Annotated in this window: 15 protein-coding genes and 1 pseudogene; 12 read left to right on the plus strand and 4 right to left on the minus strand. The window is 60.8% G+C overall.

Annotation, left to right across the window (positions count from 1 at the left end):
- Nucleotides 1-206 precede the first annotated feature (206 nt).
- The 7 genes from C2L64_RS34480 (at nt 207) to C2L64_RS34510 (ending at nt 6,479) form a co-directional block, all read left to right on the plus strand.
- Entirely contained in the window at nt 207-1,223 is a 1,017-nt protein-coding gene (locus C2L64_RS34480; RefSeq protein WP_007738342.1) for a LacI family DNA-binding transcriptional regulator, read from the plus strand.
- 70 nt (nt 1,224-1,293) lie between these two features.
- Nucleotides 1,294-2,202, plus strand: a complete 909-nt coding sequence (locus C2L64_RS34485; RefSeq protein ID WP_242684242.1) for a substrate-binding domain-containing protein — start codon at nt 1,294-1,296, stop codon at nt 2,200-2,202.
- Between the two features lie 20 nt (nt 2,203-2,222).
- Nucleotides 2,223-2,990, plus strand: coding sequence for an ATP-binding cassette domain-containing protein (locus C2L64_RS34490; protein WP_236674335.1), 768 nt, complete (start codon nt 2,223-2,225; stop codon nt 2,988-2,990).
- Nucleotides 2,987-3,985 carry an ABC transporter permease gene (locus C2L64_RS34495; RefSeq protein ID WP_007584491.1) on the plus strand — a complete coding sequence of 333 codons (999 nt, stop codon included), beginning with the start codon at nt 2,987-2,989 and terminating at the stop codon, nt 3,983-3,985. Before C2L64_RS34490 ends, C2L64_RS34495 begins: the two co-directional genes overlap by 4 nt.
- A 16-nt stretch (nt 3,986-4,001) precedes the next feature.
- On the plus strand, nt 4,002-4,658 hold the full coding sequence (locus C2L64_RS34500) for a TenA family protein (protein WP_007584494.1): 657 nt from the start codon (nt 4,002-4,004) through the stop codon (nt 4,656-4,658).
- 91 nt (nt 4,659-4,749) lie between these two features.
- Nucleotides 4,750-5,526, plus strand: coding sequence for a BtpA/SgcQ family protein (locus C2L64_RS34505; RefSeq protein WP_238554651.1), 777 nt, complete (start codon nt 4,750-4,752; stop codon nt 5,524-5,526).
- A complete protein-coding gene (locus C2L64_RS34510; protein ID WP_090835134.1) occupies nt 5,523-6,479 on the plus strand; it encodes a ribokinase in 957 nt (318 codons plus the stop codon). Before C2L64_RS34505 ends, C2L64_RS34510 begins: the two co-directional genes overlap by 4 nt.
- 75 nt (nt 6,480-6,554) lie before the next feature.
- Here C2L64_RS34510 and C2L64_RS54585 read toward each other — a convergent pair.
- Nucleotides 6,555-6,695: pseudogene (locus C2L64_RS54585) on the minus strand (IS6 family transposase); the annotation flags it as partial.
- Nucleotides 6,696-6,937: 242 nt separating this feature from the next.
- Nucleotides 6,938-7,294: a hypothetical protein gene (locus C2L64_RS34520; RefSeq protein WP_131542633.1), complete on the minus strand. Its 357-nt coding sequence runs from the start codon at nt 7,292-7,294 to the stop codon at nt 6,938-6,940.
- A 106-nt stretch (nt 7,295-7,400) separates the two neighbouring features.
- Between C2L64_RS34520 and C2L64_RS34525 the strand changes: the two genes are divergently transcribed.
- The 3 genes from C2L64_RS34525 to C2L64_RS55150 all read left to right on the plus strand — a co-directional run bounded on the left by C2L64_RS34525 (nt 7,401) and on the right by C2L64_RS55150 (nt 9,061).
- A complete protein-coding gene (locus C2L64_RS34525; protein ID WP_007584497.1) occupies nt 7,401-7,673 on the plus strand; it encodes a hypothetical protein in 273 nt (90 codons plus the stop codon).
- 43 nt (nt 7,674-7,716) lie between these two features.
- Nucleotides 7,717-8,091 (plus strand): type II toxin-antitoxin system HicB family antitoxin, encoded by a 375-nt coding sequence (locus C2L64_RS34530; RefSeq protein ID WP_007584498.1) that lies wholly within the window; start codon nt 7,717-7,719, stop codon nt 8,089-8,091.
- A gap of 763 nt (nt 8,092-8,854) precedes the next feature.
- Nucleotides 8,855-9,061 carry a hypothetical protein gene (locus C2L64_RS55150; RefSeq protein WP_007584503.1) on the plus strand — a complete coding sequence of 69 codons (207 nt, stop codon included), beginning with the start codon at nt 8,855-8,857 and terminating at the stop codon, nt 9,059-9,061.
- A 375-nt stretch (nt 9,062-9,436) separates the two neighbouring features.
- Here the strand turns inward: C2L64_RS55150 and C2L64_RS53545 are convergent, their stop codons facing one another.
- The gene (locus C2L64_RS53545; protein ID WP_158660551.1) at nt 9,437-9,595 is read right to left on the minus strand and encodes a hypothetical protein; all 159 of its coding nucleotides are present in this window, start codon (nt 9,593-9,595) and stop codon (nt 9,437-9,439) included.
- Nucleotides 9,596-10,309: 714 nt separating this feature from the next.
- Between C2L64_RS53545 and C2L64_RS34545 the strand changes: the two genes are divergently transcribed.
- Together C2L64_RS34545 and C2L64_RS34550 are read left to right on the plus strand one after the other, a co-directional pair.
- Nucleotides 10,310-10,900 (plus strand): BPSL1445 family SYLF domain-containing lipoprotein, encoded by a 591-nt coding sequence (locus C2L64_RS34545; RefSeq protein WP_007584508.1) that lies wholly within the window; start codon nt 10,310-10,312, stop codon nt 10,898-10,900.
- A gap of 93 nt (nt 10,901-10,993) precedes the next feature.
- Nucleotides 10,994-11,821 (plus strand): PRC-barrel domain-containing protein, encoded by an 828-nt coding sequence (locus C2L64_RS34550; RefSeq protein WP_039900825.1) that lies wholly within the window; start codon nt 10,994-10,996, stop codon nt 11,819-11,821.
- A gap of 151 nt (nt 11,822-11,972) precedes the next feature.
- On the opposite strand, the gene C2L64_RS34555 is transcribed toward C2L64_RS34550, so the two are convergent.
- Complete coding sequence (locus tag C2L64_RS34555; RefSeq protein WP_007584511.1) at nt 11,973-12,692, minus strand: Crp/Fnr family transcriptional regulator; 720 nt, start codon at nt 12,690-12,692, stop codon at nt 11,973-11,975.
- Nucleotides 12,693-12,930 lie beyond the last annotated feature (238 nt).

Raw genomic sequence — 12,930 nt, forward strand, 5'->3', positions numbered from 1 at the left:
CGGTGAACACCTGAACACCATTTTGGTGCTTGTTTATAGGTATTTTCCACACGAATCACTGAGCAGGTCAGGCTGCATTTCGCATGCGGAAAAATTTTGGCAAGGCGCTTGACAATCGAAATATGGTTGCATTCAATCAAGTAAAGCGCTTTACAAGTCCGAAGCGCAGCAACCAGCCATCTGATGAATTTTCCTGTGAGGTACGCGTGACGCAACGCCGTTTCATACCGGGTTTGAAGGACGTGGCACGCACAGCGGGCGTTTCGATGACCACCGTGTCGCGCTACCTGAACGCGGACCTCGTGCTGCCGCCCGACACCGCGCAACGCGTCGACACGGCGATCCGCCAGCTCGGCTACGTGCCGAACCCACATGCGCGCAGTCTCGGGCGCGGGCGTTCGGACACGATCGGCCTCGTCATACCGACCATCGCCAACCCGTTCTTCGCGCTGCTCGCTGCCGCCGTCGAGGAGGCAGCCGAAGCGAAGGGCTTAGGCGTGCTGCTGAACGCGACGTCGAACAATGCGAGCCGCGAATTGCAGCACGTGGCGCGGATGCGGCGCAACCAGGTGAGCGGCCTGCTGTTCGTCAGCGCGCATTACCACACCCCCGAACTGGTCCAGGCGCTGAACGACACGCGCGGCCTCGTGCTGATCGACGAAGACATTCCGGGCGTGCACAGCGCGAAGGTGCTGTACGACAACTATCGCGGCGGCTGGCTGGCCGGCGAGCACTTCGTCGAACACGGCCATCGGCGCATTGCATTCATCGGCGGCCCGTCGGAACTTGCGAGCACGCGCGACCGCTTTGCCGGCTTGCGCGATGCGGCCGCGCAGGCGGACGCCGAAGTCACGTTCGAAATGTACGGGGCTTATGCCGCCGCGCACGGCGAGGACGCGGCGCGCGCGCTGTTGAGTCTCGGGCGACCGCCGACCGCCGTATTCGTATCGAGCGGCGAAATCATGATCGGCCTGCTCGACGCGCTGCATCGCGCCGGCGTGGCGGTGCCCGAACGTCTGTCGCTGATCGTGTTCGACGACGCAGGCCCTTTGCATCTGTTCGATCCGCCGTTGACCGCGATCCGCCAACCGATCGCGGAGCTGGGCGCGCGTGCCGTGGAACTGATGCTCGCCGCATCGCACGGCGACCCCGCAGAAACCGAAGTCCGTCTTCCGGTGGAGCTCGTGAAACGGGCTTCCGTGGCTCCGCCGGCATCCGTCTGATTGCTGCCCGTACTCTGGAGGAGTTATGAACAAGGCACTACGTTTTGCGTTTAGCTGTTCCGTTGCGCTAATGGGCCTCGCGGGCTTTAGCGCGCCTGCGCCTGCAGCCGGCACGCCGACTTACGCGCTGATCGTGATCAACCAGCAGGCGGCTTTCTTCAACCAGATGCGCGCCGGCGCCGAGGAGGAGGCGAAGAAGCGCGGCGTCAAGCTAGTCGTGTTCAACGCCAATGACGTGTCTTCAGCGCAGGTCAACGCGATCGACGACTACGTACAGCAGAAAGTGGACGGTATCGTGGTCGATGCGATCGACGTGAACGCGGTGCGCGGTGCGATCCGCAACGCAACTGCCGCGGGGATTCCGGTGGTGGGACTCGACGCTGTGCTGCCGCCGGGCCCGCAGAAGGCGCAGGTCGCCGTGGACAATACGGTCGGCTCGAAGGAGCTGGCGGCGCGCTACCTGGACTACGTCGCAAAGAACCCGCAAGGCAGCGCGCATATCGGCATCGTTGGCGCGCTGAGTTCGGTGATCCAGAACACGCGCCAGAAGATCTTCCAGGACGTGATCGCGGCGAGCGGAAAGGTGACGGTGGCCGGTGTGGTCGACGGCCAGAACACTCAGGATATCGCGCTTTCGGCAGCCGAAAACCTGCTGACCGCCAACCCCGACCTCGACGCCATCTACGCGACCGGCGAGCCGGCCATGCTGGGTGCGATCGCCGCGGTGCAGGCGCAAGGGCGCGCCGACAAGGTGAAGGTGATCGGCTGGGACCTCGCGCCGGAAGTGATTCGCGGCATCGACCGCGGCGTGGTGCTCGGCGTGCTGCAGCAGGATCCCCCCGCGATGGGCCGCGCGGCGATCGCGCAGATCGATAACGCGCACAGCGGCAAGCCGGTGCAGCAGGTGGTGATGACGCCGGTGACCTACGTGACGAAGGCGAACGTCGGCGCGTATCGCAACCTCTTTGCGGCGAAATGACCATGCAGGCGCTCATCACTATGAAGCCATCCCCGACCGCCGCAGCCGCCAGGCCGCGCGTGCCGATTCTCGCGATGAAGGGCATTCGCAAATCGTTCGGCTCGTTTCCCGCGTTGCGCGGCATCGATCTCGATCTTTACGCCGGCGAATGCGTCGGCCTGATCGGCGACAACGCGGCCGGCAAATCGACGTTGACCAAGGTGATGGCAGGCACCTATTTGCCCGACGCCGGCACGATTCACATTGAAGGCAACGAAGTGCGCTTCACTGGACCGGCCGACGCGCGGGCCCGTCACATCGAAATGGTCTATCAGGATCTGAGCCTGTGCGACACCGTCGATGTGGTCGGCAACCTGTATCTCGGGCGCGAACTGTGCAAGGGCGGCATGCTGCAGCACAAGCGCATGCTGGCCGAAGCGCGCACGCTGCTCGACCGGCTCAAGATTCGCATTCCGAACCTGAGCAACACCGTTGAGCAGTTGTCGGGCGGGCAACGGCAGTCGATCGCGATCGCGCGCGCCGCGTCGTTTTCGCCGCGCGTGCTGATCATGGACGAACCCACGTCGGCGCTCGCCGTCGCAGAAGTCGATGCGGTGCTCGACCTGATCAATCGCGTCAAGGCGCAGGGAGTGGCCGTCGTGCTGATTACGCACCGGCTGCAGGATCTGTTCCGGGTCTGCGACCGGATCGCCGTGATGTACGAAGGCACCAAGGTTGCCGAGCGGCAGCTCGACGAGACCAGCCTGGAAGAACTGGTTCAGCTGATTGTCGGAAGGAGACACGGATGAGCACCACGCCTTATACCGAGCGCGAATTCGGCTCGCGCTCGCGCGACTACTTTGCCAATCACGCGCAGGTGCTGTCGATTGCCGGTTTTTTTGTCGGATGTTGCGTGGTGTTTGCGCTCGGCAGCAACACGTTTCTGACCACGGGCAATGCGCTAAACGTGTTGCGTCAGCTAGCGCCGATTCTGGTGGTGGCGATTGCGATGACCTTCGTCATCACGACCGGCGGCATTGATCTGTCGGTCGGCTCGATGGCCGCGCTGACCAACGCGCTGGTCGCGATCCTGATCCAGCATGGCGTGCCGTGGCCTGCTGCGATGCTCGCGATCCTCGCGCTCGGCGGCGCTATCGGCTGGCTGCAAGGATGGATTTCGGCCAGCCAGGCCATACCGTCCTTCATCGTGACGCTGGCCACCATGTCGACGCTGCGCGGCATTGCGCTCTATTCGACCAAGGGCTTTTCAGTGCCAATCGAATCGGGCACGGGCTTCGACTTCATCGGCACCGGCATGCTGTTCGACGTACCGGTGCCGGCATTGATCGCGGTGATCGTATGCGTGCTCGGCTACGTGTATCTGAACCGCGGTCGCTATGGCCGACGCGTGGTAGCGGTCGGCGCGAATGCCGAAGCTGCACGGCGCGCCGGCATGCCGACGCTGCGCATCAAGAGTTCGGTGTTCCTGCTGACCGGTCTCGCCTCCGCGGCGGCCGGGTTGATTCTCGCGTCGCGGCTCGGCTCGGGCTCGTCGAATGCGGCGGTGGGCTTCGAGCTGGATGTGATCGCGGCGGTTGTGCTGGGCGGCACGTCGCTGATGGGCGGCCGCGCCACCATCACCGGCACGATCCTTGGCTCACTAACCATCGCGGTGATCGGCAACGGGCTGATTCTGATGCACATCTCCCCGTTCTTCACGCAGATCATCACCGGCGTGATCATTCTCGGCGCGATCTGGTTGAACACCCGGATGTTCGGCCGCTACAAATCGTCAAAGAAATAGCGAGGGCTTCTTTTAGATGACTACGCAACATTCAACGACTCACACGGAACGTCTGCTCGCGGCCAATGCCGGCCCGTGGCAGGCCATGCAGGAGCACCGGTTTGTGGTCGACATCGAGCGCAACCGTTTGCCGGCAGACACGTTCAACCGTTACTTGGCCTATGAAGGGCGCTTCGTCGAAACCGCCATCGGGATATTCGGCCATGCGCTGATCAAGGCGCCAGCGATCGCGCAGAAACACTGGCTGATCGGCGTGCTGAACGCATTGTCCACCGAGCAGGTGCCATATTTCGATCGTACCTTCGCAGCGCTCGCGTTGCCGGCGCCACGCAGCGATGCGCGGCTGCCTGCCGGTGTCACTGCATTCGATACCGGCATGCTCGAAATCGCGCAGCAAGGCCGGTACGAGGACGTGATCGTCGCGATGCTGACGGCGGAATGGATGTATGGCACCTGGTGCACGCGCGCGAACCGGACGCCGCACGACAACGGCTACATACGCGACTGGGTCGCACTGCACGCGGAAGCTACGTTCAATGCCCAGGTGCAATGGCTGAAAGCACAGGTGAACGGCTGGAGCGCGGAGCAGTTCGATTTCGAGCGCAGCAGCGCGATCTTTGCGAAGGTGCTCGCCCTGGAAATCGATTTTCACAGTGCCTGTTACGAAGTCTGACGACTATTGCGGATACGATCAAATGAGCACACAACCCGTTTTCAAGCAAAAACCCAACGCGATCGAAGGCCTGTTCGGCAGACGTAAGGCAGTGATCGGCGTGATCCACTGTTTGCCGCTGCCCGGCGCGCCGCACTATGAAGGCCAGCCGATCGCGGAGCTCGTCGACTATGCGGTCAATGAAGCAAAAGCCTATGCACAGGGCGGCCTGGACGGCATCATCGTCGAGAACCACGGCGACATTCCGTTCGCCAAACCCGAGGACCTCGGGCCCGAAACCGCCGCGGCGATGGCCGTGATTGCCGACGCGGTGCGGCGCGCAGTCGGGCTGCCGATCGGCATTAACGTGCTGGCCAACGGCGCCATCCAGGCGCTCGCTGTGGCCAAAGCCGCCGGCGCGTCGTTCGTGCGGGTGAACCAGTGGGCCAATGCCTACGTGGCTAACGAAGGCTTTATCGAAGGGCCGGCGGCACTGGCCACGCGCTATCGCGCCCGTTTGTGCGCGCAGAACATCAAGATCGTCGCGGACGTGCACGTTAAACATGGCGCGCACGCGATCACGGCGGACCGCTCGCTCGCTGAACTCGCGCGTGACGTCGAATTTTTCGATGCGGATGCCGCGATCGTGACCGGTCAGCGTACCGGCGATTCCGCCACGATGGATGAACTGCAGGCTATTGCAAAGGGCACCTCGCTGCCGGTGATGATCGGCTCGGGTGTGAATCCGTCGAACGTCGGCGAGCTGTTTACCGTCGCCGATGCGGTGATCATCGCCAGCTTTCTGAAACGCGATGGCGTGTGGTGGAATCCGGTCGACCGCGAGCGGGTCGACGTGTTCATGAAGGAAGCCGTGAAGGCACGCTTATGAAGCGGCTGTTCGTGGTCGGCAACGCGGTGGCGGATCTTACCTTTCTGGTGGAGCGCGCGCCGCGCGCGGGCGAATCGTTGCTGGCGGTGGCCGTGCAGCGTGCGCCGGGCGGCAAGGGTCTGAACCAGGCGGTGGCCGCGCATCGCAAAGGGGCGGCAGTGGTGTTTCACGCAGCCATCGGCAACGATGCGGAGGGAGCGGGCATCCGCAAGCGGCTCGAAGCCGAACAGATGCATGCGTTGCGCATGGTCAGCTGCGGTGTCGCGACAGACATGTCGGTCGTCATCGTCAGCCGCAGCGGCGAAAATTCCATCGTGACGGCCGCTGGCTGCACGCGTGCGCTCGATACACCGCAGGTGGTCGCGCAGATTGCTGACATCGACGCAGGCGATACGTTGCTGATGCAAGGCAATCTGTCGCTCGACTGCACGCTCAGTGTGATCGAACATGCACGCGAAAGGGGCGCGGTGGTCATTGTCAACGCGGCGCCGTGGTGCTGGCCGGATACGTCGGCGCTCGAGCGTTGCACGGGGGTGATCGCCAACGAGGGCGAGATTCGAGACATCTCCGGCATTGACGAGCCCGAGCAAGCGGCGCGCTGGCTGCTGGCGCGGGGGCCTGAATGGGTGGTCGTCACCCTTGGCGCACGCGGCGCATTGCTGGTGCGTGCCGACCAGGCGGTGCATCTGCCGGCGTTGCCGGTGGTGGCGGTCGACACGTCGGGTGCCGGTGATGTGTTTTGCGGCGTGCTGGCGGCGATGCTTTCGCAGGCTGCGCCGTTGCTGCCGGCAATCGGCTGCGCGCAACGGGCTGCTGCGCTGGCCGTCGAGCGGCACGGCACCTTTGCGTCGATTCCGGCCGCCATCGAGATGCGGCAGATGATGCAGGCGGTGTCCAGCGAACCGTCCGAGGCAGCTTGTGCCGCAACTGGAGCACTCGCGGCGGGGCGATGAGCGGCGCGCCGGAGGTTTTGTCGCAGTAAGGCTCGCGCAGTAAAGTCGAATCGATATACAAAGTACTGCTTCCGTTGCCAGTTCATAGAATTGATCGGCAGCGGACGGATGATAACCTCGAGCACACTTCATCTGTCCTTTGCCGATCATGTGCATTAATTCGATGCCGCCCAGAAGGATCCGCGCACAGCGAAAAGTTTTGAATCCCAGCATGGGTCACTAAACGTGCCATTGATTAGTCGAATTCTCGAATACGATGCATTAGGCGAGCAGTGTCATTGACCAGATCGGTTTGGAAGGCCCGTCAATTGGGAATCGCGGCTCAGAGCTTTTTTGCATCGTCTCAGTGTGTATCCAGGAACAAAAATTTCCTTACCTTCGCTAGAACGCGGAGTTTCGAAAAAATAGTGCGTACATGATTTTTCACAGCGTGGAAATTCGACCAGCTACCTGCGCCGTTATTGGCGAGTATCAACTGAAGTAAATTGACCTGCCTGTTCAAAGAACCGCGACTTCCGATGATTCTGGATGGAAAAAAGTAGGAATGCAGACGTCCTGTTGGACCAGCCGTAGGTCGGCGTGAGCGTCTTCACGCCGGAGAGCGATATGCCGCAATTGATTTCACGCGGCACGATCGACGTCACTGTCCCGATCTCGTTTCCGTCCGGTCGGCCCAGCGTTCCTGCGTATGCAAGCACGAGAACCACGCCGTGAATAAGCAGATCGCTGGACGGTCTCGCCGTCCGATGGGAGGCTGGCGAGTCGCCGGCCTCTATTTTTGCATCCGCACGATTTAGTTTGCTTTGCGCCGCCATTAAGCGCATTGTGAACTGGTTCAGATGTACCTCTGGCCGCCCCTTTTTGCGCATCCGGACAGACACAATTCAATGACGGTCAGCACCACTCACGGAGCGCGTCATCATGACCATTCCCACCATCGAATACAGAGGGTACGAGCTACGTGCGTACTCGCATCAGGAATTCCCGCTGCATCGTGACCCGTATGCCAAAGGTCCGCGTCAGTTCTCATCCGTCGTGCGGATCGACACCATTCAGCCCAGCGAGGCCAAGGCCCGGCGCTATGTGACGTTGTTCGCTACAGCAAGTCCAACCACCGCGGGCGATGCCATCGACCTCGCGATGCAATACGGGAAGGACATCGTCGACGGCAAGGTTCAGGCGAGCGGGCTCTGACGCATCGGGTTCGAGTCAGTCCGAAGCTCGAGTGGAGAATGTCATGCAGTATCCGCTTTATGTACACCGCGAAGGCGACACCAGCTTTCGCGGCAATTTTCCCGATTCCCCTCGTGCCGTTGCGCATGGCAAGTCGATGGACGAACTAAAGATCGATGCGAAGCAGGCCGTCGAATCAATGTATGACGGTAGCGAGCAACGCATACCGGCTGCGACGTGCAGTGCGTCGGAGTCGCATGCGTCGCAAGCCATTGGCATCCAGGTCAGTCTGCTGCAGCAAGTCGATCTGGCAGCAAGAGAACGTCATATGACGCGCTCCGCGTTGATCACGCTGGCTGTCGTACACGAACTTGCGGCCCGGTACGAAGGACAATTGTCCTGCGTACCGGTTTCCCAACGCGGTTTCGTGAACAGATGACATGCACGGCTGGCCCGTCGGACGGAGGCATCCATACGCCGAACGATCGCGTGTCGCGGCTTCGGGATTCTTGTCGAATTGACTCCGTCAGCGGACGACACGTTTGACGTCGTTTTTCCATGGTCACGCTGAGTAGCGTCGCGTCTGTGCTCCAGTATCCAGCTGCGCGAAAGCCGGGCACGAAAGCCATGGATCAGCGAATGAAGATGTCTCATGAAATTTCTATGGTCACCTAAAATATAACTATGGTTCCGACCTAAAAGGAGATGCCATGAGTCAGTCAATGATCAGTTTTGTAGTGGGGCTCGCGGTGGTGATGTTCGTCGCGATATTTTTAGCGGGACGATACAGGCGGGAACACAAAAACGAACCGGTTGCCCGTTGGCTAGATACGCATCCGATGCGGGACTGGATGCGCCATAGGCACTGAATGACACAACATCCAGCTCTTGAAAGCGATGGGGCACGCGAGTGTCTCTACCGCGTATTCCATCGCTTGGTGTCAATCGGGAACGGATTGAAAAGGATGATATGACCTACGCGATGTTGGGCATCGCTGCCGTAGTGGCGCTGATGTTAGGCGTGGCGCTGTGGCGGTACAGGCGCAGTGTTATGCGGAAGCGGGAGATCCGTTGGCTGGATGAGCATCATGTATTGGACAGGCTACGCAAGCATCTGGAACCGTCGGTTGAGAAATGACACCCGCTGGGCGGATTGGCGGATTGGTGGATTGCAAAGATGTTCTTTTGAAGGAGTGGGCGAGATGACCCAGGATTACGCAGGCAGGTCGCACGATGAAGCCATGGCCGCGAGGCACAAGCAGAAGCAAAAGGCGCAGGAACAGGCTGGAGGCGAAATGGCGATAGATGGGACTGAGGCCGACGCGGAGCATAGTTGCGGTGAACTCTCCGAACGAGGAAAGCAGGTTTGGCGAAGTGGAAGCGGGATCAACGGTGGTGGGAAGGAGTAGTCGAAAGTAGTCGAATCGCGACGCAACGGGTACTACGGGCCACCATGATGGTTCATCATGGCGATGCTTCTGCTGGCGCGTCCCGTGGCGCCCGCGAGCGGGAGCGCTGTAGCAACGAAGGTTCCGTGCGATGCCAGCGGAGGATGCCGTGACTGTCAAGTGGATCGTTTTTCGATCCGCTTGAACGCAATCAGTAGACGCGTCACGCGCCGCGCACCGTTTGGAAGCGATGCCTGAACTGCTTCCAGCGCCGCAATACGGCCACGCCAATAGGCGAGTCCAAACGGGCCGTCAGCGGCGAGTTGCGGGATTATGCGTTCGAGGTGAGCGAGATCGTCTTCAAACTGATGATGTGACACATCGATCCTAGTGGCGTTAGATCGGAACGGCCTGGACCTCGCCATCGACGATGTCCTTGCCGAATTGCAAGGCGAGTTCGAGCGCGTCGTCGGCACGGGTCGCGGCATCACCGACATAGGCCTTTAAAATGCGCTGTACTGCAGCGCCGCTGGCCGGGACCGTTTTGATCCGCACTCAGTGCGTGCACCTTCACCTTATGTTACGCGCTGGCGGTCGTGGAATCCGTCCGGCACCGTACCGACTTCCACCGCAGCAGCGCGCACGCCGGGTATGGGTGCACTGTACCTCTGTTCTCGCCTGCGCAGTGCGGTGTTGCGCGAGCGGCCTTCCCCCCGTATGTAGCGGGCGTGTTGCCTGCGCCGCTCAAGACGATCGCGTAGGGAACCGGGGAAAATATGGCGAAACGCGGGTGCTCCTTCTGCAGATGCGGGGCAATCTGACGAGGCCGTCCCGGTCTGTTGCGAGCCGGTGGCTACAAGCCGAGCTTCGCGCACAATCTGTCGATCATGTGATGTTCGTTCAACCAGCGGATTTTCGCCCTTCGTGCCAGGCTTTGCTGATACCTGTAAAGCGAGACGGCAAACATCATCGTCATTCCGGTCAGAATGCCCCACATTGAATAGGTCATATTTTCCCTTTGGATTTGCCGTGTCCGTCACGATTGGGTGAACTGATTGGGTGAACTGGCAGCGGAAAGTTGGGCTCTAGATTTATCCCATGAGAACTATCACGAGTAGAGCTATCACGACTACACCGGGCGGCCAGCCGTTACTTCACCGTCAAGCTCGAGCTTATCGAGTGTGCAGCGGCGTGTCTGTACGCTGCCGTACCGCTTCGGCACCGGCTCTCGCGTAGCGTCGGACGCATCCGTTAACTAAGGAGACGGGTATGCAACGACGAACATTTCTCTGGGGTGTGCCGGGATCGATGATCGCGGTCAGCCTGTCGCTATCCAGCTGTACGACGACGCCTGCCGGGTCCGACACCATGGGCGACCAGAAGGACAAACGCCGTACCATCGACGCAGGCGTCGACTCTACGCTCACCCGGCTCGATAACGTGGTTCCCGGCGCCCGCGAACTGGTCGGCAAGTCGAATGGTTTGCTCGTGTTTCCGACGGTTATCAATGCCGGTATCGGATTGGGCGGACAGTATGGCGAAGGCGCACTGCGTCTCGGTGGAAAATCGGTGGGGTACTACAGCACCGCGAGTGCTTCGGTCGGCCTGCAAGCCGGCGCGCAATCGAAGGCGATCGTCTTTCTGTTCATGACCGCGGACGCACTCGATCGGTTTCGCAGCAGCGAAGGTTGGTCAGCGGGGGCTGATGCATCGGTGGCGGTATTGAAGGTCGGCGCGAACGGCAATGTCGACACGGGCACGGCAACCGGCCAGATCAACGCATTTGTACTGACGAATGGCGGCTTGATGGCCGGCGCGACGGTGGACGGTACGAAGGTGACCCGACTCAAGACGCTGTAACGAGCAATGTCGTCGCAGCGGATATTCATCCTTCGTTCGGAATGGCGAAGGCATTCATTAATGCCGTCCCACACGTAGCAGGAGCATCGAATCATGTTGCGAAGTATCGAGAGTCTGAAGGGATGTAGGGTGGCCGCGAGCGATGGCGAAATAGGCAGTGTCGAAGAGGTCTATTTCGATCACGATGCGTGGGGTATTCGCTACCTGGTTGTCAAAACGGGAGACTGGATCGACGGGCGGCGCGTGCTGATTTCGCCTTACTCGGTCATCCGCATGGATCCGGGGGCGTTGAGCGTCCACGTCGATCTCACGCGGCAGCAGGTGAGCGACAGTCCTCCTGTCGACACTGACAAACCCGTCTCGCGTCAAGACGAAGCCGAGTATCTCCGCTATTACGGTTACCCCGTGTATTGGGGCGGCGTAGACGTGTGGGGCGCGGGTAGCTATCCGGCGTTCAGCCGTGCGGTGCTATCGGCTGTGTCACCGGAGACGCTCGCGCAACTCGCGTTGTTCGGCGACAAGCCGGCAGGCGACAGCCATCTGCATAGCACGGACGCGGTGGATGGTTACCACGTCGCGGCGGCCGATGGCGATATCGGGTACGTGTCGGGATTCGTTTTCGACGATGAGGCCTGGACTATTCGCTATCTCACCGTCGATACGCAAAGCTGGTGGGCGTCAAGGGAAGTGTTGCTGGCAACTGAGTGGATCTTCCTGATCGACTGGCTCGAGTCGACTGTTTCGACACAGCTGACACGCGACGCCATCAAGGATAGCCCGGACTACGACAACAGGATTCCGCTAGAGCGCGATTTCGAAACGCAGCTGTACGCGTTCTACGGCAAGGCGGGGTACTGGTCGGAGGAAAGGGCGGCATTGCGACTCAAACAAACTGGCGCAGCCACCTCTGCGGCGCCATAAAACACGCCATGTTGCGCCAGATGGAGATATCGGCAATGAGAGCACTTGTCTATCAAGGGCCGTCGACCTTCTCCCACGCAGCAGATACGCGGGGGCTCACGGTGATCATCGAGATCCAGGGAGCGTTTTGCGGGCCGACACGGCGTAATTTCTATATGGCTTTCAGATCGGGTAACAGGCGGTCGAATTCGCGTCTCACCACGCTGTAGCACTCACATACGCGTGCTTCCAGTCGGGGGCGATCCAGAACTTCAATATGCCCGTGGCTGTAGCGGATCAGCCCCGCATCCTGCAGTTTCAACGCCGCTTCAGTGACACCGGAACGCCGCACGCCCAGCATATTGGCGATCAGTTCCTGGGTCATCTTCAGTTCGTTGGACGGCAGGCGATCTATGCTGAGCAGAAGCCAGCGACAGAGTTGCTGATCGATCGAATGATGACGGTTGCACACGGCTGTCTGTGCCATCTGGGTGATGAGCGCCTGGGTGTAACGCAGCAGCAGCCGCTGAACCGGGCCGGCACGGCGGAACTCTTCTTTCAGAATCCGCGCATCAAGCCGGTACGCCTCGCCGGCGCTTTGCACGATCGCCCGGCTCGGCGTTGTCTCGCCACCCATGAATAGTGCAATACCAATGAGCCCCTCATTGCCGACGATCGCAATTTCCGCAGACGCGCCGTCTTCCATTACGTAGAGCAATGAGACGATCGAAGTCGTCGGGAAATAGAGGTGATCGAGGCGATCACCGGATTCGTATACGACCTGCCCCAAGGGCATATCGACGCGCACCAGATGAGATGACAGCCGTGCCCACTCCGTTTCTTGCAAAACGGCGAGCAGATGATTTTTCCTTGCAGGATCCACGTTTGCCATGTACCACTCCTCGACCTCCTGCGGAAACCCCCGCGACGGTGTCGCAGCCGCGCTCTCCGCAACCTGCGGCGGCGCAGGCGCGCTCGTTCAGATTATATTCGGGCGCGTCAAACGCTGCATCGTGCCGTGTTTCTGGGGATTCTCGGGCAAAAGGGGCGGACACGGTTCAATGTGGGTGACGCCGTGGTCCTCATGACCGGCTTCTTCATGCGTCGCACGTCGACGCAGGTGCATGCCC

The sequence above is a fragment of the Paraburkholderia hospita genome (genome assembly GCF_002902965.1).
Taxonomy (GTDB): Bacteria; Pseudomonadota; Gammaproteobacteria; order Burkholderiales; family Burkholderiaceae; genus Paraburkholderia; species Paraburkholderia hospita.

Excerpts from the sequence above, each read along its gene's own strand:
- C2L64_RS34550 (WP_039900825.1), top strand. The coding sequence starts at position 10,994 with ATGTTGCGAAGTATCGAGAGTCTGAAGGGATGTAGGGTGGCCGCGAGC.
- C2L64_RS34485 (WP_242684242.1), top strand. The coding sequence starts at position 1,294 with ATGGGCCTCGCGGGCTTTAGCGCGCCTGCGCCTGCAGCCGGCACGCCG.
- C2L64_RS34495 (WP_007584491.1), top strand. The coding sequence starts at position 2,987 with ATGAGCACCACGCCTTATACCGAGCGCGAATTCGGCTCGCGCTCGCGC.
- C2L64_RS34510 (WP_090835134.1), top strand. The coding sequence starts at position 5,523 with ATGAAGCGGCTGTTCGTGGTCGGCAACGCGGTGGCGGATCTTACCTTT.
- C2L64_RS34490 (WP_236674335.1), top strand. The coding sequence starts at position 2,223 with ATGAAGCCATCCCCGACCGCCGCAGCCGCCAGGCCGCGCGTGCCGATT.
- C2L64_RS34500 (WP_007584494.1), top strand. The coding sequence starts at position 4,002 with ATGACTACGCAACATTCAACGACTCACACGGAACGTCTGCTCGCGGCC.
- C2L64_RS34525 (WP_007584497.1), top strand. The coding sequence starts at position 7,401 with ATGACCATTCCCACCATCGAATACAGAGGGTACGAGCTACGTGCGTAC.
- C2L64_RS34545 (WP_007584508.1), top strand. The coding sequence starts at position 10,310 with ATGCAACGACGAACATTTCTCTGGGGTGTGCCGGGATCGATGATCGCG.
- C2L64_RS34520 (WP_131542633.1), bottom strand. The coding sequence starts at position 7,294 with ATGGCGGCGCAAAGCAAACTAAATCGTGCGGATGCAAAAATAGAGGCC.
- C2L64_RS55150 (WP_007584503.1), top strand. The coding sequence starts at position 8,855 with ATGACCCAGGATTACGCAGGCAGGTCGCACGATGAAGCCATGGCCGCG.
- C2L64_RS34530 (WP_007584498.1), top strand. The coding sequence starts at position 7,717 with ATGCAGTATCCGCTTTATGTACACCGCGAAGGCGACACCAGCTTTCGC.
- C2L64_RS34555 (WP_007584511.1), bottom strand. The coding sequence starts at position 12,692 with ATGGCAAACGTGGATCCTGCAAGGAAAAATCATCTGCTCGCCGTTTTG.